Annotated in this window: 26 protein-coding genes; 25 read left to right on the forward strand and 1 reads right to left on the reverse strand. The window is 44.2% G+C overall.

Annotation, left to right across the window (positions count from 1 at the left end; translation table 11 throughout):
* Positions 1–107 precede the first annotated feature (107 nt).
* The 20 genes from eutA to recG all read left to right on the forward strand — a co-directional run bounded on the left by eutA (position 108) and on the right by recG (position 20,097).
* The gene (gene eutA, locus HMPREF9380_RS08500) at positions 108–1,541 is read left to right on the forward strand and encodes an ethanolamine ammonia-lyase reactivating factor EutA (RefSeq protein WP_002922089.1); all 1,434 of its coding nucleotides are present in this window, start codon (positions 108–110) and stop codon (positions 1,539–1,541) included.
* Positions 1,542–1,572: 31 nt separating this feature from the next.
* Positions 1,573–2,943 (forward strand): ethanolamine ammonia-lyase subunit EutB, encoded by a 1,371-nt coding sequence (locus tag HMPREF9380_RS08495; RefSeq protein ID WP_002903902.1) that lies wholly within the window; start codon positions 1,573–1,575, stop codon positions 2,941–2,943.
* Positions 2,944–2,959: 16 nt separating this feature from the next.
* Positions 2,960–3,880 (forward strand): ethanolamine ammonia-lyase subunit EutC, encoded by a 921-nt coding sequence (eutC, locus tag HMPREF9380_RS08490; RefSeq protein WP_002919542.1) that lies wholly within the window; start codon positions 2,960–2,962, stop codon positions 3,878–3,880.
* 15 nt (positions 3,881–3,895) lie between these two features.
* On the forward strand, positions 3,896–4,549 hold the full coding sequence (eutL, locus tag HMPREF9380_RS08485; protein ID WP_009659835.1) for an ethanolamine utilization microcompartment protein EutL: 654 nt from the start codon (positions 3,896–3,898) through the stop codon (positions 4,547–4,549).
* A 15-nt stretch (positions 4,550–4,564) separates the two neighbouring features.
* Positions 4,565–5,128: a BMC domain-containing protein gene (locus HMPREF9380_RS08480; protein ID WP_002903904.1), complete on the forward strand. Its 564-nt coding sequence runs from the start codon at positions 4,565–4,567 to the stop codon at positions 5,126–5,128.
* Positions 5,129–5,134: 6 nt separating this feature from the next.
* Positions 5,135–6,613: an acetaldehyde dehydrogenase (acetylating) gene (locus tag HMPREF9380_RS08475; protein ID WP_002901059.1), complete on the forward strand. Its 1,479-nt coding sequence runs from the start codon at positions 5,135–5,137 to the stop codon at positions 6,611–6,613.
* A 34-nt stretch (positions 6,614–6,647) separates the two neighbouring features.
* Positions 6,648–6,929, forward strand: a complete 282-nt coding sequence (locus HMPREF9380_RS08470; protein ID WP_002932323.1) for a BMC domain-containing protein — start codon at positions 6,648–6,650, stop codon at positions 6,927–6,929.
* 55 nt (positions 6,930–6,984) lie between these two features.
* Complete coding sequence (gene pduA / locus HMPREF9380_RS08465) at positions 6,985–7,260, forward strand: propanediol utilization microcompartment protein PduA (RefSeq protein WP_002896373.1); 276 nt, start codon at positions 6,985–6,987, stop codon at positions 7,258–7,260.
* Between the two features lie 195 nt (positions 7,261–7,455).
* Positions 7,456–8,097, forward strand: a complete 642-nt coding sequence (locus tag HMPREF9380_RS08460) for a hypothetical protein (RefSeq protein ID WP_002896366.1) — start codon at positions 7,456–7,458, stop codon at positions 8,095–8,097.
* A gap of 23 nt (positions 8,098–8,120) precedes the next feature.
* A complete protein-coding gene (gene eutD / locus HMPREF9380_RS08455; protein WP_002896361.1) occupies positions 8,121–8,747 on the forward strand; it encodes an ethanolamine utilization phosphate acetyltransferase EutD in 627 nt (208 codons plus the stop codon).
* A gap of 31 nt (positions 8,748–8,778) precedes the next feature.
* Positions 8,779–9,426 (forward strand): hypothetical protein, encoded by a 648-nt coding sequence (locus HMPREF9380_RS08450; protein WP_002932325.1) that lies wholly within the window; start codon positions 8,779–8,781, stop codon positions 9,424–9,426.
* Positions 9,427–9,440: 14 nt separating this feature from the next.
* Entirely contained in the window at positions 9,441–9,722 is a 282-nt protein-coding gene (locus HMPREF9380_RS08445; RefSeq protein WP_002896356.1) for a EutN/CcmL family microcompartment protein, read from the forward strand.
* Positions 9,723–9,738: 16 nt separating this feature from the next.
* Positions 9,739–10,833, forward strand: coding sequence for an ethanolamine utilization protein EutH (locus HMPREF9380_RS08440; protein ID WP_002896353.1), 1,095 nt, complete (start codon positions 9,739–9,741; stop codon positions 10,831–10,833).
* 17 nt (positions 10,834–10,850) lie between these two features.
* Positions 10,851–11,300 carry a cupin domain-containing protein gene (locus HMPREF9380_RS08435; RefSeq protein WP_002896350.1) on the forward strand — a complete coding sequence of 150 codons (450 nt, stop codon included), beginning with the start codon at positions 10,851–10,853 and terminating at the stop codon, positions 11,298–11,300.
* 501 nt (positions 11,301–11,801) lie between these two features.
* Positions 11,802–14,321 carry a preprotein translocase subunit SecA gene (gene secA, locus HMPREF9380_RS08430; protein WP_002932331.1) on the forward strand — a complete coding sequence of 840 codons (2,520 nt, stop codon included), beginning with the start codon at positions 11,802–11,804 and terminating at the stop codon, positions 14,319–14,321.
* 20 nt (positions 14,322–14,341) lie between these two features.
* Positions 14,342–15,373 (forward strand): 3-deoxy-7-phosphoheptulonate synthase, encoded by a 1,032-nt coding sequence (locus HMPREF9380_RS08425; RefSeq protein ID WP_002932333.1) that lies wholly within the window; start codon positions 14,342–14,344, stop codon positions 15,371–15,373.
* Between the two features lies 1 nt (position 15,374).
* Entirely contained in the window at positions 15,375–16,406 is a 1,032-nt protein-coding gene (locus HMPREF9380_RS08420; RefSeq protein ID WP_002932335.1) for a 3-deoxy-7-phosphoheptulonate synthase, read from the forward strand.
* Positions 16,407–16,517: 111 nt separating this feature from the next.
* Positions 16,518–16,880 (forward strand): holo-ACP synthase, encoded by a 363-nt coding sequence (gene acpS, locus HMPREF9380_RS08415; RefSeq protein ID WP_002896329.1) that lies wholly within the window; start codon positions 16,518–16,520, stop codon positions 16,878–16,880.
* The gene (gene alr, locus HMPREF9380_RS08410) at positions 16,870–17,976 is read left to right on the forward strand and encodes an alanine racemase (protein WP_032907189.1); all 1,107 of its coding nucleotides are present in this window, start codon (positions 16,870–16,872) and stop codon (positions 17,974–17,976) included. Before acpS ends, alr begins: the two co-directional genes overlap by 11 nt.
* A gap of 105 nt (positions 17,977–18,081) precedes the next feature.
* A complete protein-coding gene (gene recG / locus HMPREF9380_RS08405; protein ID WP_002932337.1) occupies positions 18,082–20,097 on the forward strand; it encodes an ATP-dependent DNA helicase RecG in 2,016 nt (671 codons plus the stop codon).
* Positions 20,098–20,811: 714 nt separating this feature from the next.
* Here recG and HMPREF9380_RS08400 read toward each other — a convergent pair.
* Positions 20,812–21,774, reverse strand: a complete 963-nt coding sequence (locus HMPREF9380_RS08400) for an asparaginase (protein WP_002932338.1) — start codon at positions 21,772–21,774, stop codon at positions 20,812–20,814.
* Positions 21,775–21,954: 180 nt separating this feature from the next.
* Here HMPREF9380_RS08400 and HMPREF9380_RS08395 point away from each other — a divergent pair, with 180 nt between their 5' ends.
* The 5 genes from HMPREF9380_RS08395 (at position 21,955) to HMPREF9380_RS08380 (ending at position 26,354) form a co-directional block, all read left to right on the forward strand.
* Positions 21,955–23,352: a Cof-type HAD-IIB family hydrolase gene (locus HMPREF9380_RS08395; protein ID WP_032907192.1), complete on the forward strand. Its 1,398-nt coding sequence runs from the start codon at positions 21,955–21,957 to the stop codon at positions 23,350–23,352.
* 89 nt (positions 23,353–23,441) lie between these two features.
* Entirely contained in the window at positions 23,442–23,792 is a 351-nt protein-coding gene (locus HMPREF9380_RS08390) for a TIGR04197 family type VII secretion effector (RefSeq protein ID WP_002932347.1), read from the forward strand.
* 3 nt (positions 23,793–23,795) lie between these two features.
* Positions 23,796–24,143, forward strand: a complete 348-nt coding sequence (locus tag HMPREF9380_RS08385; RefSeq protein ID WP_002932348.1) for a DUF3958 family protein — start codon at positions 23,796–23,798, stop codon at positions 24,141–24,143.
* A gap of 2 nt (positions 24,144–24,145) precedes the next feature.
* Complete coding sequence (locus tag HMPREF9380_RS0110955; RefSeq protein WP_002932349.1) at positions 24,146–26,047, forward strand: hypothetical protein; 1,902 nt, start codon at positions 24,146–24,148, stop codon at positions 26,045–26,047.
* Positions 26,048–26,060: 13 nt separating this feature from the next.
* A complete protein-coding gene (locus HMPREF9380_RS08380; RefSeq protein ID WP_002932350.1) occupies positions 26,061–26,354 on the forward strand; it encodes a hypothetical protein in 294 nt (97 codons plus the stop codon).

Raw genomic sequence — 26,354 nt, forward strand, 5'->3', positions numbered from 1 at the left:
CCAGACTAACAATGATGTCAGTCGAAAAAAGCAATGACGCTTGAAGAATGTAAATGAACTCTGTTTGTTTGCATTGCTTTGAGCGTCTTTTTTTGGAGGTTTTTAGTATGTCAGATAAAATTTTGAGTGTGGGGCTCGATATCGGGACAGCCACTACACAGCTGATCTTGTCAGAGCTTACCATCGAGAATATTGCTTCTGTGTTTACTATTCCTCGTGTCTATATTACAGATAAAAAAGTTCTTTATAAAAGTGAAATTATCTTCACACCAATTTCGGATCAACTCTTGATCGAGGTGGATAAGATCAAAAACTTTGTTCTGAATGAGTATGCGAAAGCAGGCATTCAGAAAAAAGATATTCAGATGGGAGCAGTCATCATTACTGGTGAGACGGCTCGCAAGGAAAATGCCAGTCAGGTGCTTCAAGCACTGAGTGGCTACGCTGGTGACTTTGTCGTTGCGACGGCTGGCCCAGACCTTGAGAGTATCATCGCTGGTAAAGGGGCCTGCAGCCATCAGTATTCTCAAGAGCATCATACATCAGTGGTCAACATTGATATTGGTGGGGGGACTTCCAATCTGGCGGTCTTCCGAGAAGGAGATGTGATTGATACAGGGTGTTTTGATATCGGAGGTCGGCTGATAAAGATGGATCCGCAGACCCAGCGGATTAGCTATATTGCTCCAAAACTGCAGACTATCATTGCAGAGCAGGGGCTTCAGCTGGCAGTTGGTGAAACAGTCCATCGGGCTGATTTGGATCGACTGATTCAAGAAATGGTCTCCGTATTAGAACAGTCTGTAGGAATTGACAATCACAGTCCTTACTATGAGCTCCTACAGACCAACCACGGTCTCAAGTTGAACTATGATCTCCACTGCGTATCTTTCTCTGGTGGTGTAGCTGATGGAATATACTTGGAAACGACCTCGGCGGATGATTTCCGCTATGGGGATATCGGTATCTTGCTAGGCAGGGCGCTGAGAAAATCCAAGATTTTTGATCAAAAGAAAGTCATCCAGTCAGCTGAGACCATCCGGGCAACCGTTGTTGGAGCGGGCAGCCATACGACCGATGTCAGCGGCAGTACCATTACCTACATCTCTGATATCCTCCCTATTAAGAACATTCCAGTTCTCAAACTGGCTGCTTCTGATGAGCATGAGGACAAGGAGGGGCTGCAGCAGATTATCAAGGACAAGGTGGCCTGGTTCACACTGGAAAATGAAGTCCAGCAGGTGGCTTTGGCTATCAATGGAGAAAAAAGCCCAAGCTTCGCCCGGGTTTTGGAATATGCAGAGGCTATTGTCAAGGGAATGAGTGAAAGCATTGAAAAGAAAATCCCGCTGCTAGTGGTGGTCAGAGAAGATATGGCCAAAGTTCTAGGTCAATGTCTCTTTGCTCAATTACCTAAGGATTATCCATTTGTCTGCATTGACTCAGTGGATGTTCAAAATGGTGACTATATCGATATTGGTAATCCAGTCATTGAAGGCTCGGTCCTACCGATTGTCGTGAAAACATTGGTGTTTAATTAAACTTTTATTTACACAAAGGAGGAAGTAATCCATGATTTTGAAAACAAAATTGTTTGGTCGGCTTTACGAATTTAAATCCGTAAAAGAAGTGCTGGCCAAAGCCAATGAGTACAAATCCGGAGATCAGCTAGCCGGAGTAGCAGCAGAATCTGCCGAAGAGCGTGTCGCTGCTAAGGTTGTACTAGCTCAGCTAAAACTGTCTGATTTGTTCAATAATCCGGTAGTGCCTTATGAAGAAGATGAGGTAACACGGATTATCATTGACGATGTCAATCTTCGTACTTACGAAAAGATTAAGAATTGGACAGTAGAAGAACTGCGTGAATGGATCTTGGATAACAAGACTAAGAACGTAGACATTCAGTGGCTGTCTCGTGGGTTGACTTCTGAAATGGTAGCAGCGGTTGCTAAGTTGATGACCAACTTGGACTTGATTGTCGCTGCCAATAAGATTGTCATTACCAAACATGCCAATACAACGATTGGTATGCCAGGAACCTTCTCTTCTCGTCTTCAACCAAACCATACCACAGATGATCCAGACGGTATCATGGCTTCTACTATGGAAGGTTTTGCTTATGGATGTGGGGATGCTCTCTTAGGATTGAACCCAGTAGATGACTCAGTAGAAAGTACCAAACGCGTCTTGCATAAGTTTAACGACTTCATCGAAGAGTACAAGATTCCAACTCAGCACTGTGTGCTAGCTCACGTTACTACTCAGATAGAAGCCATGAATCAAGGTGCTCCGACAGGATTGGTCTTCCAGTCTATCGCTGGATCTGAAAAAGGAAATGAAGCCTTTGGTTTTGATGCTAAAATCATTCAAGAAGCTTGGGATACAGCTCTGAAAGTGGGAACAGCTGCTGGACCGAATGTCATGTACTTTGAAACAGGTCAAGGTTCTGAACTTTCATCTGATGCTCACCATGGAGCAGACCAAGTGACTATGGAAGCTCGTTGTTATGGTTTCGCTAAACGCTTCGATCCATTCTTGGTAAATACCGTTGTTGGATTCATCGGACCTGAGTATCTTTATGATTCTAAGCAGGTTATCCGTGCTGGTTTGGAAGACCACTTCATGGGCAAACTGACTGGTATCTCAATGGGTTGTGATATCTGCTACACTAACCACATGAAAGCTGACCAAAACGACGCTGAAAATCTCTTGGTTCTTCTCGGAGCAGCCAATGTTAACTACATCATGGCGATTCCTCATGGTGACGATATCATGCTTAACTATCAAACAACTGGTTACCATGAAACAGCAACCATGCGCTCACTTCTCAACAAACGTCCGATTAAGGAATTTGAAGAGTGGATGGAAAAGATGGGCTTGATGGAAGATGGTCACCTGACAGAAATCGGCGGAGACGGCTCCATCTTTATGAAATCAAATTAGCAAGGAGGAAATCATTGTGGATGAATTGCAATTAAAAGAAATGATTCGCTCATTGTTAAATGAGATGGGCGGCGACTCAGCTGTTAAAGAAACAGCAGCGACTGACCAGAACAAAGCTGAAAAACCTGCGGTTTCTCTGCAGGAAGAAGTTAAACAAGACACTTCGGTGATTGAAGATGGCATTATTCCGGATATAACAGAAGTAGATATTCAGGAGCAGTTCTTGGTTCCAAATGCCATCAATGAAGAAGCCTACCGGAAGATTAAGAAATTTACTCCGGCACGTCTGGGCTTATGGCGGGCAGGCGATCGCTACAAAACACAAAGTGTTTTGCGTTTCCGTGCAGACCATGCGGCAGCTCAGGATGCGGTCTTCTCCTATGTCTCAGATGACTTTATCAAGGAAATGGGCTTCATTCCTGTACAGACTAAGGCGACTACTAAAGATGAATATTTGACACGTCCAGATTTTGGCCGGGTCTTCCCTGAAGATCAGCAGGCGATTATCAAGGAAAAATGCAAACCTAATGCCAAAGTTCAGATTGTCGTTGGTGATGGTCTTAGCTCATCAGCTATCGAGGCTAACGTCAAAGACTTCCTGCCAGCTCTGAAGCAAGGTCTGAAAATGTTCGGACTGGACTTTGGTGAAGTACTCTTTATCAAGCATGCTCGGGTTGCAGCTATGGACCAAATCGCAGAACTGACTGGAGCAGAAGTTATCTGTATGCTGGTCGGTGAGCGTCCAGGTCTGGTAACAGCTGAGTCTATGAGTGCTTATCTGGCTTACAAGCCAACAGTTGGTATGCCAGAAGCGAAACGGACCGTTGTTTCCAATATTCATAAAGGCGGAACACCAGCCGTTGAAGCTGGAGCCTATGTAGCAGAAATCATTAAGAAGATTCTTGATAATAAGAAATCAGGAATTGATTTGAAATAATAGGAGGTAGTGGCTTTGAAAAATGATCGATTAGGTGCAAATGTATTAAGTGCCCTTCTGATTTCAAACGTGGATGCAGGTTTGGCAGCTTCTTTGGAGCTGAAACCACATCACAGAAGCCTGGGAATTATCACTTCTGACTGTGATGATGTCACTTATGTAGCCTTGGATGAAGCAACCAAGGCAGCAGATGTCGAAGTGGTCTATGCTCGCAGTATGTATGCTGGTGCAGGCAACGCTTCAACTAAGCTGGCTGGTGAAGTCATCGGTATCTTGGCTGGTCCAAACCCAGAAGAAGTTCGCAGCGGTCTGGATGTAGCAGTCTATGAAATCGAAAATGGGGCTAGCTTCTACAGTGCCAATGATGATGACAGTATTCCTTATTTTGCTCATTGTATCTCTCGTGCAGGTTCTTACCTGTCAGAGGGGGCTAATGCAGAAGAAGGAACAGCGATTGCTTACTTGATTGCTCCACCGGGTGAAGCTATGGTGGCACTAGATGCGGCTTTGAAAGCGGCTGATGTGCAGGTTGGAGCCTTCTACGGACCACCAAGTGAAACCAACTTTGCCGGCGGACTTCTGGTCGGATCACAGTCAGCATGCCGAGCTGCCTGCGACGCATTTGCGAATGCAGTTATCGCAGTAGCAAATGATCCTAAAAGTTATTGATTAGGAGTTGATTAAATGGCAGATAGAGCACTAGGTTTAATTGAAGTAAAAGGTTATCTAGGTGCTGTAGTTGCGGCAGATGCGGCTTTGAAGGCTGCCAATGTATCATTGCTTAATATTGAAACGGTCAAAGCTGGTTTGAATACGGTTCAATTGATAGGCGATGTCAGTGCAGTCCGCTCAGCGGTTGATGCAGCAGTTGAGTTGGTACAGGATAAACCTTACTATCTGGCCAGCCATGTAATTTCTAGGTTGGATAACCAGACAGACCTTCTCTTTGTACCAAAGAGAAATAGTAAAACAGCTAAAAAAGAGATTGCTTCTACGGCGGAAACAATCCCTTCAGAAAAAATCGAAGAAAAGCCTCAGCCTGTAAAGGAAACTAAGGCTGAACCAGCAGAGAAGCTTGAAGGAGAGACAAGGACCTACACCAGAGAAGGACTGGAAAAACTAAAAGTCGTCGAACTACGCAGCCTTGCCTATCATCAAGAAGGTATCCGTCTCAGCAAGAAAGAAATCAAATTTGCCAACAAGAAACTTCTCGTTGAGACTTTGATGGAAACAATAGGAGAGGAGTAATTGCGGATGTTTTTAGAAGATAAAGATTTGGTATCGATTCAGGAAGTAAGGAATTTGATTCGGGATGCAAAGAAAGCCCAAGCAGAACTTGCTAAAATGAGCCAAGAGCAAATTGATACCATTGTAAAAGTAGTAGCGAAAGCTTGTTATGATGAGCGTGAACGCCTAGCTAAAATGGCGGCTCAGGAAACTGGCTTTGGCCGCTGGGAAGACAAGGTGTTGAAAAATGCTCTTGCTTCCAAAGGTATTCTTGAAGAAATCAAGGATATGAAAACGGTTGGGGTTCTCAGCGAAGACAAGGAAAAGAAAGTCTTGGAAGTTGGAGTTCCAGTCGGTGTCATTGCTGGCTTGATTCCATCAACCAACCCGACCTCAACGGTTATGTATAAGGCTTTGATCGCTTTGAAGGCAGGAAACAGTATCGTCTTCTCTCCTCACCCAAATGCTCTTAAGTGTATTGAGGAAACGGTGGAAATCATCAAGAAAGCTGCTAAGTCAGCTGGCTGTCCGGATGGAGCCATCAGTGCGATTCATCGGGTATCCATCGCAGCTACAAATGAGTTGATGCGACACAAGGATACAAATCTGATTTTGGCGACTGGTGGAAATGCCATGGTCAAAGCAGCTTACTCATCTGGTACACCAGCAATCGGTGTAGGTCCTGGTAATGGTCCAGCCTTCATCGAAAGAACAGCAGATGTGCCAAAAGCAGTTCGTCAGATTTTGGATTCTAAAACCTTTGACAATGGTGTGATTTGTGCATCTGAGCAGTCTATCATCGTCGAAGAAGATATGAAGGAAAAGGTTGTAGCAGAGTTCAAGAAACAAGGTGCTTACTTTGTTCCAGCAGAAGATGCTAAGAAATTAGGCTCCTTCATTATCCAGCCGAGTGGCGCAATGAATCCGAAGATGGTTGGTAAAACACCGCAAGTGATTGCTGAGTTAGCTGGTATTTCAGTTCCAGCTGATGCTAGGGTCTTGATTGCAGAAGAAACAGGCGTCGGTAAGCAGTATCCATATTCTATGGAAAAACTGGCTCCAGTCTTAGGCTTCTACACTGTCAAGGACTGGTTGGAAGCTTGTGAGCTGAGTATTAAGATCTTGCATCATGAAGGTGCAGGCCACACTCTTGCTATTCACAGTCAAAACGAAGAAATTATTCGTGAATTTGCACTGAAAAAACCAGTATCTCGTCTGCTGATCAATACGCCAGCAGCCCTGGGTGGTGTCGGTGCAACGACTGGTCTCTTCCCAGCCTTTACTTTGGGTTGTGGAGCAGTGGGTGGCAGCGCGACATCTGATAATGTCAGCCCACTCAATCTCTTCAATATCCGTCGTGTAGCTTATGGTACATCAGAACTGTCAGACCTGCGACAAGCAGAAAATATGGCAGTGGAAGAACCAAAAGCAGTAGCAGTTGACGGATCAAACGAAGAAGAACTGGTAACCTTGTTGGTTCAACGCGTATTGGAAAAACTAAAATAGTCAATATTAAACATTATAATTGGAGGATACAATCATGGCAAACGCAAATGCATTAGGAATGGTAGAAACAAGAGGACTTGTCGGCGCAATCGAAGCAGCTGATGCAATGGTCAAAGCCGCTAACGTAACTTTAGTTGGTAAAGAACAAGTCGGCGCTGGATTGGTAACAGTCTTGGTTCGTGGTGATGTCGGTGCAGTCAAAGCAGCGACAGATGCTGGAGCAGCTGCAGCTGAAATCGTTGGTGAATTGATTTCAGTTCACGTAATCCCACGTCCACATGCTGAAGTGGAAGTAATCTTGCCTCATCAAGAATAAGATTACAGACTTTCGGATAAAATTAAAAACAAGAAAATAATCGGAGGAAATAAACATGGCAAACGCAAATGCATTAGGAATGGTAGAAACAAAAGGACTCGTCGGCGCAATTGAAGCAGCTGATGCAATGGTCAAAGCGGCTAACGTAACTTTGATTGGTAAAGAACAAGTCGGTGCTGGTTTGGTAACTGTAATGGTTCGTGGTGATGTCGGCGCAGTCAAAGCAGCGACAGATGCTGGAGCAGCTGCAGCTGAAAATGTTGGTGAATTGATTTCAGTTCACGTAATTCCACGTCCACATGCTGAAGTGGAAGTCATTCTGCCCAAATAATCTGGGACAGATAAATATTTGCTGAAAGGGCCTGTATTGTAGCGTTTAGGCCTGATACAGGCCCTGAGGTAAATAGAATACTCAGTGAAAATGAAGCTTATGGGCAGCAGCCCGATACTAGACAGAAATGTTGATTTTCAGAGAGTATCAGATTGATTTTCACAGAGTATCAACGGAGTAGAAGGATGTGAATACATGTCAGTTTTTACAGAAGCTAAGATTAGAAAGCTTTATAGAGAATCCGTTCTCGCTGATAACGGTGTCTTTGAATTAAACAAAGATGAAAAACTGACGCCAGCAGCCAGAGGTTTTCTCAATGATCACCATATTCGAATTATTTCTTCAGGTCAGACCAAAGGGAAAACAGCCTCAGCTGCTGATGCTATCAGGGTGCCGATTACAAACCTTGAGGACTCTGCTGTGTATCCACGACTATTTAGACTGACTAAACTTTATACTTGCTTTTTGAAGAACCAGAGAGAATTGCATCAGGCTTTTCAGGATGAAAAGTGTGAGCAAGTTGGCCAACTATTGAACATAGTAGAACAAATCGTCGGCCATCATATTCTGGATGATATTTCTGATTACCAGACAGACCTGCCTAGCAATGCAGAATTGCAGGCCATTCGGGTCAGTCGACAGCTCGATCAAGAAACGGTTATGATGAGTTATCAAGAGCCGACTTGGCAGCTGAATTGCTATGAAACCTATATCGAAACGACTCTCCTGCGCAAAGAATTGGAGCAGGCTGCTGATGGTGACAGAGATCAATTTGCTTGTAAGGTTTCTCAATTATTAAAATCAATTGAAGTCTTGCTCTGGTTGATAGCAAGCTAATAACAAGAGAAAGAAGAACAGCAATGACTTTAGAAAATTTGGTAAATAAAGTAATTGATAAAGTTCAGGAAGAATTGCAGGGGTCATTTGAGGTAGAAGCGAGCGGACGTCATGTCCATTTGAGTCAGGAAGATTTGGAAGCCTTGTTTGGTCCCAACTATCAATTAACAAAAGCAAAAGACCTATCACAGCCAGGCCAGTTCGCTAGTCAGGAAAGGCTGACAGTTGTCGGTCCAAAAGGCGCTTTTCACAATGTGGTTATTCTGGGACCTGTTCGCAAACATTCTCAGGTAGAAGTTTCCTTGACAGACTGTTTGCAGCTGGGCACCAAGGCACCCATTCGCGAAAGTGGTGATATCGAAGGAACACCGGGTGTCATCTTGGCTCATGGAGACAAGGCAGTTTGTCTGGATAAGGGCCTGATCGTAGCTAAGCGTCATGTTCATATGACACCGGAAGATGCCGAACGTCTGAATGTAAAAAATCACGAGATTGTACAAGTCAGAGTAGAAGGAGCTCGTCCGCTGATATTTGATGATGTGGTCATCCGTGTTAGTCCTAAATTTGCGACTTATATGCATATTGACTACGATGAAGCCAATGCCTGTGGTTTCAAAAAAGGAACACGCGGACGGATTATTAAAAAATAAGTCGTATGAGCAAATAAAAGGTAGGTAAAGAATGGAAAATCTAGATCATTTAGTAGATTTGATTACAGACCGCCTGATGGAAAAGTTGAAGAAAAAGCCTCAGAAACCTTCAGTATACGTCATTGGAGGCGATAAGATTCCTGACTTATTAGAAGGGGAAGGCTTTCAAGTTGTAAAAGATTCTTGCACAGCAGAGATTGTTGTTGTTGAGTCACTTGGTTTTGATGCTTTTCTAAGACTCTCATCCCTTTGCCCTTTAGCGGTGGAGGAAGCAGTCATTTTAAAGAGTCTTTTGAAAGGCAAAAAAGTCCTCGTATCAGAAAACGCCTTTGCTATTCAACAGTACAAGCAATCTTCTAAGGTGCACTTGTATCAGGAACTGCAGGGACAGCACGAAAAGCTGGTTCGATACGGTCTGCAATTTTATAAAGAAGGCCAGCTCTTAGCACTCCTAGAAAGCAATCAGGCTGAAGAGCCTCGTCCGGAAGTGAAACGGGCGGTGGCAGAAGAAGTCAGCTCGAAGACTAAGGCTCCGGGCAAGCCAGTTTTGCTGACAGAGAAGAGGCTGAGAGAGATGGGCTTACCTGAAAGCGGAAGCTTTAAAATAGAAAAAGGAATGATTGTGACAGCCTTGGCGAGAGATTATCTAAAACGTCAAAAAATAGAAATCATAGAATAAAGGAGTGGGTAGAGATGTTTGTTGGTAAAGTAAAAGGAAGTCTTTGGGCGACTAGAAAAGACGAAAATTTAAATGGTTTGAAATTTTTAGTGGTCGAACGGCAGCTAAATGAACATCAAAGTGACCCAGCTCTGCTTATTGTGGCCGACTGCATCGGTGCAGGCGAAGGAGACCAAGTAATGGTAACCACTGGCAGTTCTGCCCGGATGAGCCTAAATAAGACGAATATCCCTGTGGATATGGTCGTTGTGGCTATCATTGACAAGGTTGACTATCACAGTGATGAAGAATATTAGAAACTAAGGTAATGTTATGAGTATCAATGAAATTATCATTTATATCATGGTTCTATTCATGCTGATCGGTGCAGTGGATAAATGTATCGGTGGCAAACTAGGACTAAGTGAAAAATTTGAAGAAGGTATCATGGCTATGGGAGCTTTGGCTCTGTCTATGGCTGGGATTATGGTAATCGCTCCCCTCTTGGCGGATGTCTTGAAACCAATTGTCGTGCCTTTGTATGGCTTGGTGGGCGCTGACCCGTCTATCTTTGCGACAACCTTCATTGCCAATGATATGGGAGGAGCTCCTCTGGCTCTCAGTCTGGCTCAGGATCCGGCGGTAGGAAATTTTGCTGCCTTTGTACTGGGCTCTATGATGGGGCCAACCATCGTCTTTACGATTCCAGTTGCCTTGGGTATTATCGAAAAAGATGACCGTCCGCTTTTAGCTCGTGGAATCCTATACGGTTTGGTAACTGTTCCGATTGGCTGTCTCCTCGGAGGAATTTTCGTGCCAGGTCTGCCTTTTGGAACCTTGGTTGTCAATCTTATCCCGATTATCATTGTATCTGCTCTGATTTTCATAGGATTGCTTTTGGCACCTAATGCCATGATTAAAGGTTTTGAAGTGTTTGGTCAGATTATTGTTATCTTGGCAACGCTTGGTTTGGCTTTTGGTGCAGCTCAGCTCCTGACTGGTAATGAATGGCTCATCAGCCTCTATCCAAAAGGTGCTGAGACACTGAAGGAAGCCTTTGAAGTTGTCGGAACGATTGCCGTGACCTTGGCTGGAGCCTTTGGTCTGGTAGCTGTCTTTACCAAGGTAGCTAACAAACCGCTTTCTGCTATCGGAAAATCCCTAGGAATGAACGAAGTTGGTGCAGCTGGTTTGGTAGCTTCTCTGGCTAATAACATTGCCATGTTCCAGATGATGAAGGATATGGACAAACGCGGTAAGATTATCAACGTAGCCTTTGCCGTATCTGCTTCCTTTGTTATCGGAGATCACCTAGGCTTCACAGCTGGTCAAAAACCGGAAATGATTGTGCCGATGATGATTGGTAAATTTGTCGGCGGTATCACAGCGGTATTACTGGCTTTCTTCCTAACGAAGAAGGAAGCTTAGACTTGGAGGTATAAAGTATGGCAGATATTAATCGTTCTGACCTAGAAACATTGGTTCGTAAGATTTTATTGGAAGAATTAGCCACTAAAGATGGCGGGAAGAAAGTCAGTAAGGCAGGAGTGGCTTCTATCGCCCTGCCAGGTCTAGATGTTCGTCCAGAAGATCGCTTGGATACAGGTGATGCGAGTCATCAAGTTTATACACGAGACTTGCTGACTTTAGACGAAAGCCCACGATTGGGCTTGGGTCTGATGACCATGGAAAAGACAACTTTCCCTTGGCATCTGGACTATGATGAAGTGGATTATGTCATTGAAGGGCGTCTTGATATTATCGTTGGTGACGAAGTCATGACAGCTGGCCCTGGCGAAGTACTCTTTATCCCTAAAGGCAGCGACATTCAGTTCTCTGTCAGAGATAAGGCCCGCTTTATCTATGTGACTTATCCGGCTGACTGGCAAGGCTAGTTTGTTGGAGAATTGAACTATTGGATTCAATAGTTTGATTCCCCGCTAAGGGGAAGTGAAATACGAATGGTATCCCCATATAAAAACCAGTGCCTCTGTACTACACTACAAAAGTTAGACACAAAAATCTAACTTTTTAGAGTCAGTACACTTTAGGTGCTGGTTTTCGTTTATATAACTATCAGCCCGTCTAGTTCCATAAGACTCTAGCCAATAAATCACGCCATGCAGGTGCAAATTGAAGATTCTCTTAAAAAATCCAAATGCGATACAATTAAGGTGTTGAAGTTTGCTCAAAACTGAGAGGGGAAAATATAGATTGAAAAGCACATAGTTTATCATGCACAAATTATCCTCGAATATCCTGCCATCTCCCAGTTCTGCAAGCACAGTCTGATGGAGCTTTTTTGCTTTTTTCATTCTTGAAAGATATAGGAAAACATGCTATAATGAAAAGAACATTCTAAAAATCAGAAAGATTATTATATAGTAAGGAAAAAAATGGCGAATATTTTAAAGACTATCATTGAAAATGATAAAGGTGAATTAAGAAAATTAGAAAAAATGGCTGACAAGGTCTTGGCTTATGAAGACGAAATGGCAGCTTTGTCTGATGAAGAACTTCAGGCAAAAACGGAAGAATTCAAGAAACGCTATGCTGATGGTGAAACTTTAGATCAGCTCTTATTTGAAGCTTTTGCAGTTGTTCGTGAAGGAGCTAAGCGTGTGTTGGGTCTTTTCCCTTATAAGGTACAGGTTATGGGGGGGATCGTTCTCCATCATGGTGACGTTCCAGAGATGCGTACCGGTGAAGGAAAAACCTTGACAGCGACAATGCCAGTTTACCTAAATGCCCTTGCAGGAAAAGGTGTGCATGTTGTCACAGTCAACGAATATCTGACTGAGCGTGATGCGACTGAAATGGGTGAACTCTATTCTTGGCTGGGCCTTTCTGTTGGTATCAATCTGGCAGCTAAGTCTCCATCTGAGAAGAAAGAAGCATATGCTTGCGACATTACCTATTCAACCAATGCTGAGATCGGCTTTGACTACCTGCGTGATAACATGGTAGTCCGTGCTGAAAACATGGTGCAGCGTCCACTCAACTATGCCTTGGTCGATGAGGTGGACTCAATCCTGATTGACGAAGCTCGGACACCACTGATTGTTTCAGGACCGGTTTCTTCAGATACCAACCAGCTTTATCATATGGCTGACCACTATGTCAAATCTCTGGATAAGGACGACTACATCATCGATGTTCAGTCTAAGACGATTGGTCTGTCTGACTCAGGTATTGACAAGGCAGAAAGCTACTTCAAGCTGGACAATCTCTACGATATTGAAAATGTTGCCCTGACTCACTTTATCGACAATGCTCTGCGAGCTAACTACATCATGCTCCTTGATATTGACTATGTGGTCAGTGAAGATCAGGAAATTCTGATTGTCGATCAGTTTACCGGTCGGACAATGGAGGGACGTCGTTACTCTGATGGTCTCCACCAAGCGATTGAAGCCAAAGAAGGTGTGCCGATTCAGGAAGAAACAAAAACTTCTGCTTCCATTACTTATCAGAACCTCTTCCGTATGTATAAGAAGCTGTCCGGCATGACGGGTACAGCTAAGACGGAGGAAGAAGAGTTCCGCGAAACATACAACATTCGTGTTATTCCGATTCCAACCAACCGTCCGGTAGCACGTATTGACCATTCTGACCTGCTCTACCCAAGTATTGATTCTAAGTTTAAGGCAGTTGTTCAGGATGTTAAAGAGCGTCATGAAAAAGGCCAGCCAGTTCTGGTTGGTACTGTTGCGGTTGAAACCAGTGATTATATTTCTAAGAAATTGGTAGAAGCTGGAGTTCCTCACGAAGTTCTTAATGCGAAAAACCACTATAAAGAAGCACAAATTATCATGAACGCCGGCCAACGTGGTGCGGTTACTATTGCGACCAATATGGCCGGACGGGGAACTGATATCAAGTTGGGTGAAGGTGTCCGCGAACTGGGCGGTCTCTGTGTTATCGGTACAGAGCGCCATGAAAGCCGCCGGATTGATAATCAGCTGCGCGGACGTTCAGGCCGTCAGGGTGATCCAGGTGAGTCACAATTCTACCTGTCACTGGAAGATGAGCTGATGCGCCGCTTTGGATCAGAGCGCATTAAAGCCCTCTTGGATCGAATGAACCTTAGTGACGAAGATTCTGTTATCAAGTCTGGCATGCTGACCCGTCAGGTAGAGGCAGCTCAGAAGCGTGTCGAAGGAAATAACTACGATACGCGGAAACAAGTCTTGCAATATGATGATGTGATGCGTGAGCAGCGGGAAATTATCTATGCCGAGCGCCATGATGTTATTACTGCTGACCGTGACCTCAGTCCTGAAATCCATGCTATGATTAAGCGGACTATCAACCGTATTGTTGATGGCAGCAGCCACTCTGATCAGGATGATAAGATTGAAGCGATTTTAAACTTTGCTAAGTATAACTTAGTTTCAGAAGATTCTATTTCTGATAGCGATTTGGAAGGCAAGTCTGACCAAGAAATCAAAGATTATCTGTTTGAACGTGCATTGGAAGTCTACGACAGTCAGATTGCTAAGCTGCGAGATGAAGAAGCTGTGCGTGAATTCCAGAAGGTCTTGATTCTGCGCGTGGTGGACAGCAAGTGGACTGACCATATCGACGCCCTTGACCAGCTGCGCAATGCTGTTGGACTGCGCGGTTATGCACAAAATAACCCAGTTGTCGAATATCAAGCAGAAAGCTTCCGTATGTTCAACGACATGATTGGTTCTATTGAGTTTGATGTGACTCGTCTGATGATGAAAGCGCAGATTCATGAGCAAGAGCGCCCTCGGACAGAGCGGGCTATCAATACGACAGCTACCCGCAATATCTCTGCCAAGGCGCCAAATATGCCTGAGAATGCAGACCTGTCTAATGTAAAGAGAAATGACCCTTGTCCATGTGGTTCTGGCAAGAAGTTCAAGAACTGCCACGGCCGTAAAAAGTAAACATAAAAGAAGGAGAATAGATGACCTTTAAAGCAACTAGTCAACCCATTGATGTGGCAGAAGTTCGCCAACTTGCTAAGCTAGAAGGCGACATGTTGGCTCGCAAGGAAAAGCGTGACCGAGAGTTGGAAGCAATTCTGCGTGGTCAAGATGACCGCATTCTCTTGGTTATCGGTCCCTGCTCTTCAGATAACGAAGAAGCGGTGCTAGAGTATGCCAAGCGTCTAACTGCTCTCCAAGAAGAAGTAAAAGACCGCATTTTCATGGTCATGCGGGTTTATACTGCTAAGCCTCGGACGAACGGAGATGGCTATAAAGGGCTTATTCATCAGCCCAATGCGACTGCCGCTCCAAGTCTGATTAACGGCATCAAGGCAGTCCGCAATCTGCACTATCGGGTTATTTCCGAGACAGGCATGACCACAGCTGATGAGATGCTCTATCCAGAAAATCTGCCTCTGGTAGATGATTTAATTTCTTACATGGCTGTAGGAGCTCGCTCGGTCGAAGACCAGCAGCACCGATTTGTAGCTAGTGGAGCGGATCTTCCGACTGGATTGAAAAATCCGACTTCTGGTAATCTCAATGTCATGTTTAACGGCATCTATGCAGCTCAGAACAAGCAGAGTTTCCTATTCGCTGGTAAGGAAGTAGAAACATCTGGCAATCCCTTGGCGCATGCAATCTTGCGCGGTGCTCTGAATGAATACGGTAAGAATATTCCCAACTACTATTATGATAACCTGCTGGACACCATTGCCCAGTATGAAAAAATGGGCTTAGAAAATCCCTTTATCATCATTGACACCAATCATGATAACTCTGGTAAGCAGTATCTGGAGCAGGTCCGTATCGTTCGCCAGACTCTGATTAACCGTGACTGGAATGAAAAGATTAAGGCTACAGTACGTGGCTTTATGATTGAGTCTTATCTGGAAGACGGTCGTCAGGACGAGCCGGAAGTCTTTGGCAAGTCCATTACTGACCCTTGTCTGGGCTGGGCTAATACAGAACAGCTAGTTCGTGAAATTTATGATACATTAGGAAAATAGTATGGCATTTATTGAAAAAGGTCAGAAGATTGACATTGAGCAGATTAAGTCCAGAACCAGGCTGACTGGTCAGGCCTTGGCTCATAAAAACAAGCGAGACCAAGAACTAGCTGAGATTCTCAGTGGGGAAGACGAGCGTATTCTCTTGGTGATTGGTCCTTGCTCATCAGACAATGAAGAGGCTGTGCTGGAGTATGCCCGCCGTTTGTCAGAGCTGCAGAAGAAGGTCGCAGATAAGATTTTTATCGTCATGCGGGTCTATACTGCTAAGCCGCGGACCAATGGGGATGGTTATAAGGGCTTGGTTCACCAGCCGGATACTTCTAAAGCACCTAGTCTTATCAATGGTTTGCAGGCTGTTCGCCAGCTGCACTACCGTGTTATCACAGAGACTGGTCTGACGACGGCTGATGAGATGCTCTATCCGTCCAATCTTGTGCTGGTAGACGACTTGGTCAGCTATCATGCTGTGGGGGCTCGCTCGGTTGAAGACCAGGAGCACCGCTTTGTGGCATCAGGTATTGACGCTCCAGTCGGCATGAAAAATCCAACTTCTGGTAATCTGGGTGTTATGTTTAACGCTGTCTATGCGGCGCAAAATAAGCAGACTTTCCTTTTTCACGGTCAGGAAGTAGAAACCTCTGGGAATCCTTTGGCTCACGTTATTCTGCGTGGGGCGACCAATGAATACGGTAAGAACATTCCAAATTTCTACTATGAAAATATGCTGGATGCCATTTCCTACTACGAAAAAATGGGCTTGGAGAATCCTTTCATCGTCATTGATACCAATCACGATAACTCCGGCAAACAATATCTGGAACAGATTAGGATTGTGCGTCAGACCTTGCTGAATCGGGATTGGAACGAAAAGATTAAGAGAGCGGTTCGTGGTTTTATGATTGAGTCTTATCTGGAAGACGGCCGGCAAAATGAGGCGGAAGTCTTTGGTAAATCTATCACTGACCCTTGCCTGGGCTGGGATAATACAGTTCAGCTCATTGAAGAAATTTACAACACTTTATTTAGATAATTAAGGAAAATTGAAAGGGACAGTCTTGACCTGTAAAGAGGACTAACTGTCGGGTGAAGACGAACTCAGCTGGCGGCCCAGCTGAGTTTTGTCGCCTTTCTAGAGAATGATATGATAAAAGGACACGGAATTGATATAGAAGAGCTGGCTGCCATTGAGCGAGCCTATCTGAAAAATGCCCGCTTTGCAAAGAAGGTGCTGACAGAGGCGGAGCTTTCTCGTTTTGAGGAGTTATCCGGCAAACGGAAAATTGAATTTCTGGCTGGCCGTTGGGCTGCCAAGGAGGCTTTTTCTAAAGCTTGGGGAACCGGTATCGGTAAACTCAGGTTTCAGGACTTAGAGATTTTAAATGACCGTCAGGGAGCGCCTTATTTCAGCCGGTCACCTTTTACTGGCAAGGTTTGGATTTCGCTCAGCCATGCTGCTGGCCTAGTTACAGCCAGCGTTATTTTGGAGGAAAATGATGAAAGCTAGTCTGCATAGACCCAGCAAGGCAGTGATTGATTTAGCTGCCATTGATTTTAATATTAGACAATTGAGTGCCCATCTGCCTCAGACGACAGAGAAGTGGGCCGTTGTCAAGGCCAATGCTTATGGCCACGGAGCTATTGAGGTTTCTAGGCATATTGAGCCCCTCGTAGATGGCTTTTGTGTGTCTAATATCGATGAAGCCTTGGAGCTGCGTTCAGCTGGCATTGGCAAAAAAATTCTGGTGCTTGGAGTATCAGATCTGGCTGCGCTTCCGCTGGCTAGAAAGGGAAAGGTGTCTCTGACCGTAGCCAGTTTAGAATGGTTGGATCTAGCTTTAACTGCTGAAGAAGACTTGACTGGATTGAACTTTCATATCAAGATTGACTCTGGTATGGGGCGGATTGGTTTTCGAGATAGTCAGGAAGCTCAGGAGGCAATCCATCGCCTGCAGGCTGCTGGGGCTGTCGCAGAGGGGATTTTCACCCACTTTGCAACGGCAGATGAAGCGGAGCACCATAAGTTTGAAGCCCAGCTGGCTCGTTTTCATCAGATCTTATCTGAGTTGGACAATGTACCTCCTCTCGTTCACGCTAGTAATTCTGCCACCTCTCTCTGGCACAGTGAGATTGTTCTAAATGCCGTCCGGCTGGGTGACATCATTTATGGCCTCAACCCCAGCGGAACTGTTTTAGAACTTCCTTATGAATTCAAGCCAGCTCTGTCGCTGGTCTCAGAATTGGTACATGTCAAGGAAGTAGAGGCTGGAGCAGATGTTGGCTATGGAGCCACCTACACTAGCCAGTCTCAGGAGTGGATTGGCACTATTCCTTTGGGTTATGCAGATGGCTGGACACGCGATATGCAGGGCTTTGATGTCTTGATTGATGGTCAGCGCTGCCCTATTGTTGGCCGCGTTTCCATGGACCAAATTACAGTGCGCCTGCCTCAGGCTTATCCCCTTGGCACGCCGGTTGCGTTGATTGGAAATAGCGGAGCAGAGACCATTACGGTGACAGATGTGGCAGAAAAGCGTGGCACCATTAACTATGAGGTGGTTTGCTTGATTAGCGACCGTGTACCGAGGGTCTATAAAGACTAAGAAGATTAATGCAGGGAACCGCTTGAAGTATTTGATAATGCTCTAGCTTGGTCACCCTGTCTGTGATGACAGCATCGCAACAGTATCAGAACTGAAAGAGGAATTATGAATTTACACCAACCTTTGACGGTTCTGCCTGGTGTGGGACCGAAATCAGCAGAAAAATTTGCCAAGCTGGGTCTAGAGACCTTGCAGGATTTGCTGCTTTATTTTCCTTTTCGTTATGAGGATTTTAAGAGTAAGAATGTCCTAGACTTGGAGGATGGAGAAAAGGCGGTTGTTTCTGGTCAGGTCGTAACCCCGGCCAATGTCCAGTATTACGGCTACAAACGCAATCGCCTGCGCTTTACCATCAAGCAGGGAGAAGTCGCTCTGGCAGTTAATTTCTTTAACCAGCCTTATTTGGCAGATAAGATTGAAGTGGGAGCTAATATAGCCGTCTTTGGCAAGTGGGACAAAGCCAAGGCTAGTCTGACTGGCATGAAACTTCTGGCTCAGGTAGAGGACGACTTGCAGCCTGTCTATCGGCTGGCTCAGGGAATTAGTCAGGCCAATCTGGTCAAGCTGATTAAGACAGCCTTTGACCAGGGATTGGACTTGCTCTTAGAGGAAAATCTGCCCCAGTCCCTGCTGGAACGCTACCAGCTAGTGAGCAGAGTTGAGGCTGTGCGGGCTATGCATTTTCCAAAGGACTTGGCGGACTACAAGCAGGCTCTTCGGCGGGTTAAATTTGAAGAACTCTTTTATTTCCAAATGCAGCTGCAGGTCTTAAAGAGAGAAACCAAGGCTGTCAGCAATGGATTGAAGATTGATTGGCAGTCGGATGCTGTAGCCGAGAAAAAGCAGAGCTTACCTTTTGAGCTGACTTCAGCTCAGGAGCGCAGTCTGACAGAGATTTTGCAGGATTTGCGGTCGCCTGGACACATGAATCGCCTGCTGCAGGGCGATGTGGGAAGCGGAAAGACAGTAGTCGCTGGTCTAGCTATGTATGCTGTTTATACAGCTGGCTTTCAGTCAGCTCTGATGGTTCCAACAGAAATTTTGGCTGAGCAGCATTTTGATAGCCTAGCTCAGCTATTTCCAGAATTGAATCTGGCCCTGCTAACTGGTGGGATGAAAGCAACAGAACGCAGAGAAACCTTGGCAGCGATTGAAAACGGTCAGGTGGACATGATTGTCGGAACCCATGCCCTGATTCAGGAAGGAGTCCGTTACCATGCATTGGGCTTGGTCATTATTGACGAGCAGCATCGCTTTGGTGTGGAACAACGCCGGATTTTACGGGAAAAGGGAGACAATCCTGATGTCCTCATGATGACGGCGACGCCTATTCCCAGAACCCTTGCCATTACAGCATTTGGTGATATGGATGTCTCCATCATTGACCAGATGCCGGCAGGACGCAAGCCTATCATCACCCGCTGGGTCAAGCATGAGCAGCTGGGAGTCGTCCTCGACTGGCTTAAAAAAGAGCTTCATAAGGGAGCTCAGGCCTATTTTATTTCTCCTTTGATTGAGGAGTCAGAAGCTTTGGATCTTAAGAATGCCATTGCTTTAGAAGGAGAATTGACAGCCTATTTTGGTCATCAGGCCCAAGTGGCCCTGCTTCATGGCAAGATGAAGAGCGAGGAAAAAGAGGCGATTATGCAGGACTTCAAGGAAGGACGGACTGATATTCTGGTCTCTACCACAGTCATTGAGGTCGGAGTCAACGTCCCAAATGCTACGGTGATGGTCATCATGGATGCTGACCGCTTCGGACTCAGCCAGCTTCATCAGCTGAGAGGCCGCGTCGGCCGAGGGAGCAAGCAGTCTTATGCCGTCCTTGTTGCCAATCCCAAGACGGAGTCGGGCAAGAGTCGCATGAAAATCATGACTGAGATGACCGATGGTTTCCTGCTGGCTGAGGAGGATTTGAAAATGCGAGGCTCTGGAGAAATCTTTGGCACTCGGCAGTCTGGTATTCCTGAGTTTCAAGTGGCAGACATTGTGGAAGATTATCCGATTTTAGAAGAAGCCAGAAAGGTTGCCAGCCAGATTACAGCTGATCCGAACTGGCGGACAGATCCTAGTTGGCACTTGATTGCTCTTCATTTGGACAAGCGAGATTACCTAGATTAAAGGTTCTTTGAATTAAGTTTCCTGCAAGATATTTATAAGTAGGCTTTAAGTTTGAGGAATTATACTATTGTCAAATCAAAGAAAGAGGTAGGATCAATGACAATGTAAACATCCCTTAAAATCTGGTAACCAAAGCTTGAAGACTAGAAGACCTGCGAGGTATGTGTTTCTCAAAGAATAAGAATAATTTAGAATTTTTTCATCATAAATCTCCTAACAATCACAAGCTTCACCCAATCGGTGAAGTTTTTTTGTATTTAATTGAAAAGATTTGTTCATTTCAATTAGTAGGTAAGGATTGCTGCCGGATTTCTTTGACTATAAGCTTTCCCTAAGAAATCTATAAGAGATTCTTAAGTTTAGGGCTGTATCCTTATATCCAAGTAAGAACAAAAAGATTAGAGACCAAACTTGAAGTCAAACACTCCAAGAGTTTCGTTTTTGCTCTTAAAGAATGAATGATAAGCGAGGTAAAAGCTATGAAAGTTGCAATCAAAGTCCACTATCCAAAGACATTTAAGAAAGCTCAGAAAATAGAGGTGACCTATGGTAAGTGATTATATTTTTGAAATTTTAGAGTCTCTGTTTGAGGTTATCTTCTAAGTCCAGCGATTCAATGAAGTTTTCCCAATGTTAGAATATGAAAGAGTCAAAAAAGTGCTAAGCAACCTTAGCACTTTTTGATTTAAAGAAAGTAAATAAGGACTTTTTCTCTCAGCCTTCCATATAATCTCGTAGTTCTTGGTCTTTGAGTCCAGCATTCAGGGCGATGAGCAGTTTGATTCTGGCTTTTTGAGCATTGAGCTCCTTGACGAAGAAGATACCAGCCTGGTGCAGCTGAACTCCGCCTCCTTCATAAGCATAGACTGGCTCAGCAATCCCGTTAAAACAGCGAGAGACCAGAGCAACTGGCAGGCCGTCAGCTATCATATCAGCCAGTTTGTCAGCTACTTCCTTGGGGAGGTTGCCAGCACCGAATGCTTCTATGATGAGGCCGTCTATCTTGTCTAAATCCAGCATGTCCAGAAGCTCTGTCTTCATACCGGCATAAGCTGGAATGATGGGCACCAGACCAGAAATGCTGTTCAAGTCAAAGCGGACCCGAGGCTCCGCTGTCTTAAAATAGAGAATCTCTTGTTTCATAATCAAGCCAAGCGGTCCGTGAGTCGGCGTCTGGAAGGTGCTGACATTGGTCGTGTGGGTCTTGGTTACATACTTTGCAGCATGTGCCTCGTCATTCATAACGACAAGTACACCTTTATCACAGGCTTTTTCATCACTTGCAACCCGCAGGGCTGTCAGGTAGTTATAGACTCCGTCGCTCCCCAGCTCATTGGAACTGCGCATAGCTCCGGTCAGAACGATTGGAATCTTCGGCAACTGCATAGTATCCAGAAAGTAAGCCGTCTCTTCTAAAGTGTCCGTCCCATGAGTAATGACTACTCCGTCAAATTGGTCAGCACTGGCTTTGATTTTTTGATAAAGCTTGAGCATGTGCTGGGGCGTGATATGAGGACTAGGAATATTAAAAAAGTCAATGACTTCCGTCTCAATCCCCTCAAGCGGAACTGTCACATGGTTCATAGGGTTATCAGCATTGGTGACGACAGCCCCAGAGCCGTCAGCCTGCATGGAAATGGTTCCTCCTGTGTGCAGGACCAAGATTTTTTTTGTCATAAATCCTTTTTCTCCTTGTAGTCATAATGCAGAGTTGAAAACTCACATTATATTTTCATAGAGTTTTCATTTCTGTTGCATGGATATTACTCCAGCTTTTCTTTTCTGCAATTCATGTGATTGTATGTCATTTTTGTGTTATAATTTATTGTATCATAAAAGGAAAGAATGAGAAAATCAATGGAAGTAAAGGCCGTCTTTTTCGATATTGATGGGACACTGGTCAATGATAGTCGAACGGTTTTGAAATCTACAGAAAAGGCTATTCAGAGTTTAAAGGAGCAAGGAATATTGGTCGGTTTGGCAACAGGCCGCGGTCCTTTCTTTGTCAAACCTTTTATGGAGCAATTGGACTTAGACTTTGCTGTGACCTACAATGGCCAGTACATTTTTTCAAGAGACAGAGTGATTTCTGCCAGTCCCATTGACAAGCAGAGTTTGCGGGATTTAATCTCCTATGCTAAGAAGCATCGGAAAGAGATTTCCTTGGGAACGGCTGAGGCTATGCTGGGCTCCAAGATTATGTCCTTCGGCATGAGCCCTTTCTCCCAGTGGACTAGCCGCTTCATCCCTAAGAGAATGGCGCGAACAGTTAGTCACGGTTTTAATAAAGTCATCAGCAAGGCCTTGCCCCAGCATGAAAAGGATCTCCTGCAGCTGATTCAGGAGCCGATTTACCAAGCTTTGATTTTAGCCAGTCCAGAAGAAAGCCGTAAGATTGAAGCGGACTTTCCTGATTTGAAATTTACTCGCAGTAGCCCCTATGCGGTCGATATTATCAATAAAGACACGTCTAAGCTAGAGGGGATTCGCCGAGTCGGCAAGGAATATGGATTTGACATTCATCAGGTCATGGCCTTCGGTGACTCTGACAATGACTTGGAAATGTTATCGGGAGTTGGTCTGTCCATTGCTATGGGAAATGGAACCAGCTCAGTCAAGGAAGTGGCCAAGCATACGACTAGCAGCAATAGTCAAGATGGGATTCACAAGGCTCTGGAGCATTTTGGCATACTAGCGAGGGAAAAGGTCTTTACCAGCAGCGACCATCACTTTAATAAGGTTAAAGAGTTCCATAGTGTTATGGATGAAAGTACTCAGGAAGAGCCAATTGCTTGGTCGCCTCAGGACGCTCGCTATCGGGCAGGCTTCAAGCTGGAAGAGCTGGTCGAGTTTCTGCGAGCAGCTAGTAACTCAGAGGAAGACTTTGATAGCTCTGTAGCCTATCTCCATCAGGCCCTTGACAAGGCTGCCGACAAGGTTCGCTCCAAGAGTCAGGCTGAGGTTTCTCTAGTCGGTCAGGTGGATGCCTTGATTGATACTCTATACTTCACTTATGGCAGTTTTGTCCTGATGGGAGTGGATCCAGAGCAGCTGTTTGATATTGTCCATCGGGCTAATATGGGCAAAATTTTCCCAGACGGGAAGGCTCACTTTGACCCCGTCACCCATAAAATCCTCAAACCAGATGACTGGGAAGATAAATACGCTCCTGAAGGAGCAATCAAAGAAGAACTGGAACGACAAATTCAGGCCTACCAGCGTACCATAGAGCAGAAAGAAGAAAACAAAGAATAAATACTTTAAGAGCAGATTATTTATTGGAAATTTTTTGCTCTTTTTTTATTTTATGGTACAATAAGAAAAAAATGTAGAGGAGAGGACGGATGGATCAATACCAAGTTAAGAGCGACCTATCAACAGCAGCCCGACATGCGACGGCAATCGGAGATGCAAATTTCCTGCAGATGATGGCTATTACTCGAGATTCGCAGACAACTGTTGCTGGAAATTCTAATGCAAATGCAGGGATTTCAAATGTTGAGAGCTTACAAGGGCAGCTCGGGGCACACATTACAAGTATTATTCAGAATGTTCATAGTGTAGCAGCAGAGTTTGAGGACAAGGATGCTATGATTCGTCAAAGTCTGACTACTAACTATTTACCGCCTAAAAAGGAACCGACAGTCACTAAAAAAGATTTAGGTCTGAATACCTTGACTGCTTTGGAGGAATAATCAATGCAGGAAGATAAGCGGTGGACTGCCTTGTTGGCAAAAGAGCGGAGGCTTGCTGATTATGAATGGGAACTCTATCAAAAGTTGAGAAAGGCAAAAACTCAAGAAGAAGATGTATTATGTCAGTTGGATTCTATGGGGACGTGGTTTCATGATTTGTCTTATGATTTCGAAGGAAGTCGATATTATAGTAAGATAGCAGATTATCAGCTAGATTTTTCTCATCGAAGCAGACGGCTAAAGCTTGATATAGAGGATCAGATACAAAAACTGCGGAAAGTTCATCAAAACGCAGAAAATCAACTAGAAGAAGTCTACAAAGAGAAGCGTGCCTTAGCTGGCGAGGAGTAAGGATGAGTATTGATATGTATTTAGAAGCTGCTCGAACGCAGGCAGAAAGCCTTGGAAGAGCGGTTGAACAATGTTTGGGGCAGAATCTTAAATTAATAAGCGTTTTATCAGCTTTTCATAATGAGGATGAACTAAAAGGTAAAGCGTATGATTCTGCCAAAAATCATGTTGTCGGAACGGTCATCCCGATTGTTCAGGGAGTCATTCTCTATCAGGAAGCGATAGCCTTAGCTTGTCAAAATTTTGTTAGTAACTACACGGCAGAAGTAGACGGTAAGAGCTGGCGCCAATCAGAACTGGAAGAGAAAATTCGTTTTGCAGAACAGCAACTGGCAGAGTTGGAACGCAAATCGCAACTCTATGCAAATAATAAAGGTATGTCTATTGTGGATTTCAGTGCTTCCATCGCTGTTGCAGAAAGTGCTAGGCAAGTCTTTCAAGAAATTTTGGATAATTTGCTTGCTTTTAATGAGAGTTCGCCAACTATTTTCGCGGAAGCAGAGACTTATTTAGTAGCCGCATCTACTGGCCTGTCTCAGGCAGCACAGAGCTGGGATGCATCTACTCAGACTTATCTTCCTCCTCGCCGAGATGCTGATCTCAGCTGGAAAGGTACCATCAATACTGGATGGACTAAGCGGCAGGAGATGATTGAAGAAGTAAAGAGACAAAATTCCAAGAAGACAGAGTTTGATAGAATCGCAGAGATGGATTATGATGATTTGCTTCATAATTATTCTGAAATTATTTCAGCAAAAGAGAGTGGCGATTTAAACAGTCCATACTATAAGCCAAACAAGACTGAATATAGGATTAAACTTGAAAAAGCCGTTGTTAAGAGGTACGAAGAAGTAAAAGACTTGCCTCGGGAAACCAATGTTAGTAAGTATACTTTGCAGAAAGTGGATCCCTTTTTCAAAGCAAAGATTGACCGAATGAACCAGAAGGAGCTGGAAGAATATTATCCTGGATTAAAATTTAGTCCTATAGCTCCGATTCTAGATCATAACTATTATTCATCCGAAACAGATAAGGCGAATGATATATATCTGGCTGCTCGCTATCAAGAATTGGATAGCCAAAATCCTATCAGTAAACATGATCCCAACTTTGAGCAAAAACGTTTTGAGTATATCGCTGAAACGGGACTTGATCCAGTCACAAACAAAGAGGCTGATAAGGAACTCCTGAATTATGCCACAAACTATACCAAGTATGCACCGAGTATAAAAGCGGGTTATGACTTCCTAATGGTAGGAACAGCAGCTTGGAGTACTCGGGCTTATAATAAGGATTTGCAATCACAAAGAGCGAACGCAAAGGTCAATGAGTATTATCAGATTAAGGATGCGGTGAGAAATTCGAGTGTGGGGAGTCAGCCGGTGGTTGGTCCTCAACTTCCATCAAAGAATTGGACTCCGGAATTGCCGTTGATGAACAATATTCAATCTAAATATGTGGATTTGTATTCGTATGAATATAATTCATATACCAATCCCGGTCCATTATCTGAATTTTCTACAACGCCAAATCGAAATTTCTATGGAGGTCGATATAATAAAACCGTACTTTCAGAAGATACAATATTTTATAGAGCGGGTAATGCTGATAATCCTTTAGGACAATGGTTTACTAGAGAAGCACCTCAGTCCAGAGCACAGGTGAGGATTGATACAGCAGTGAAAGATATCTGGACAAACCCTGATGGTTCGTATAGTGGTCAGTCTGCAATTGATAAAGTCTATAAAATAAAGATTCCTAAAGGAACTACTATCTATGACGGTCCTGTAGGGAGTCAGGGAGGAATTTATCAAGGTGGGCTCAATAAAGAACAAATTTTCATTGATTCACCATGGAATTTAGATGGTGTGGAGGTCATAGATTCATGGCCAATAATTCATTGAGGAGGAAGATAGTATGTTAGAAACAGTTTTAAAAGCAATTGATGATTTGTTATCAATAATTGACAGATATAAGATTAAAAACGTTCATCCGCAAGTAGAGGATTTAAAATATTTAAAAAAATCTTTGAATACCAATGATGAGCTAAGTACAAGGGAAAAATTTACTCTTTATCAAGAACTTTTTCCACCACGCGGTGGTTTATCAGATATTCATTATTGGCATAACGACTTTGGAACAAGAAAAACAGTTAATGAAGTCATATCAGATTCAACGAAAACAATTGCTGATTATTTGCTGGAACGGTAA

Source organism: Streptococcus sanguinis SK49 (genome assembly GCF_000212815.1).
GTDB classification, from domain to species: domain Bacteria; phylum Bacillota; class Bacilli; order Lactobacillales; family Streptococcaceae; genus Streptococcus; species Streptococcus sanguinis_C.

Bases quoted from the DNA above. Each gene is read 5' to 3' on its own strand.
- eutA (WP_002922089.1), top strand. From the start codon at position 108: ATGTCAGATAAAATTTTGAGTGTGGGGCTCGATATCGGGACAGCCACT.
- HMPREF9380_RS08495 (WP_002903902.1), top strand. From the start codon at position 1,573: ATGATTTTGAAAACAAAATTGTTTGGTCGGCTTTACGAATTTAAATCC.
- alr (WP_032907189.1), top strand. From the start codon at position 16,870: ATGAAAGCTAGTCTGCATAGACCCAGCAAGGCAGTGATTGATTTAGCT.
- HMPREF9380_RS08380 (WP_002932350.1), top strand. From the start codon at position 26,061: ATGTTAGAAACAGTTTTAAAAGCAATTGATGATTTGTTATCAATAATT.
- HMPREF9380_RS08475 (WP_002901059.1), top strand. From the start codon at position 5,135: ATGTTTTTAGAAGATAAAGATTTGGTATCGATTCAGGAAGTAAGGAAT.
- recG (WP_002932337.1), top strand. From the start codon at position 18,082: ATGAATTTACACCAACCTTTGACGGTTCTGCCTGGTGTGGGACCGAAA.
- HMPREF9380_RS08460 (WP_002896366.1), top strand. From the start codon at position 7,456: ATGTCAGTTTTTACAGAAGCTAAGATTAGAAAGCTTTATAGAGAATCC.
- HMPREF9380_RS08470 (WP_002932323.1), top strand. From the start codon at position 6,648: ATGGCAAACGCAAATGCATTAGGAATGGTAGAAACAAGAGGACTTGTC.
- HMPREF9380_RS08440 (WP_002896353.1), top strand. From the start codon at position 9,739: ATGAGTATCAATGAAATTATCATTTATATCATGGTTCTATTCATGCTG.
- eutD (WP_002896361.1), top strand. From the start codon at position 8,121: ATGACTTTAGAAAATTTGGTAAATAAAGTAATTGATAAAGTTCAGGAA.
- HMPREF9380_RS08400 (WP_002932338.1), bottom strand. From the start codon at position 21,774: ATGACAAAAAAAATCTTGGTCCTGCACACAGGAGGAACCATTTCCATG.
- secA (WP_002932331.1), top strand. From the start codon at position 11,802: ATGGCGAATATTTTAAAGACTATCATTGAAAATGATAAAGGTGAATTA.
- HMPREF9380_RS08480 (WP_002903904.1), top strand. From the start codon at position 4,565: ATGGCAGATAGAGCACTAGGTTTAATTGAAGTAAAAGGTTATCTAGGT.
- acpS (WP_002896329.1), top strand. From the start codon at position 16,518: ATGATAAAAGGACACGGAATTGATATAGAAGAGCTGGCTGCCATTGAG.
- HMPREF9380_RS08450 (WP_002932325.1), top strand. From the start codon at position 8,779: ATGGAAAATCTAGATCATTTAGTAGATTTGATTACAGACCGCCTGATG.
- HMPREF9380_RS08445 (WP_002896356.1), top strand. From the start codon at position 9,441: ATGTTTGTTGGTAAAGTAAAAGGAAGTCTTTGGGCGACTAGAAAAGAC.
- HMPREF9380_RS08385 (WP_002932348.1), top strand. From the start codon at position 23,796: ATGCAGGAAGATAAGCGGTGGACTGCCTTGTTGGCAAAAGAGCGGAGG.
- HMPREF9380_RS08390 (WP_002932347.1), top strand. From the start codon at position 23,442: ATGGATCAATACCAAGTTAAGAGCGACCTATCAACAGCAGCCCGACAT.
- HMPREF9380_RS08420 (WP_002932335.1), top strand. From the start codon at position 15,375: ATGGCATTTATTGAAAAAGGTCAGAAGATTGACATTGAGCAGATTAAG.
- HMPREF9380_RS0110955 (WP_002932349.1), top strand. From the start codon at position 24,146: ATGAGTATTGATATGTATTTAGAAGCTGCTCGAACGCAGGCAGAAAGC.
- HMPREF9380_RS08435 (WP_002896350.1), top strand. From the start codon at position 10,851: ATGGCAGATATTAATCGTTCTGACCTAGAAACATTGGTTCGTAAGATT.
- pduA (WP_002896373.1), top strand. From the start codon at position 6,985: ATGGCAAACGCAAATGCATTAGGAATGGTAGAAACAAAAGGACTCGTC.
- HMPREF9380_RS08395 (WP_032907192.1), top strand. From the start codon at position 21,955: ATGGAAGTAAAGGCCGTCTTTTTCGATATTGATGGGACACTGGTCAAT.
- HMPREF9380_RS08425 (WP_002932333.1), top strand. From the start codon at position 14,342: ATGACCTTTAAAGCAACTAGTCAACCCATTGATGTGGCAGAAGTTCGC.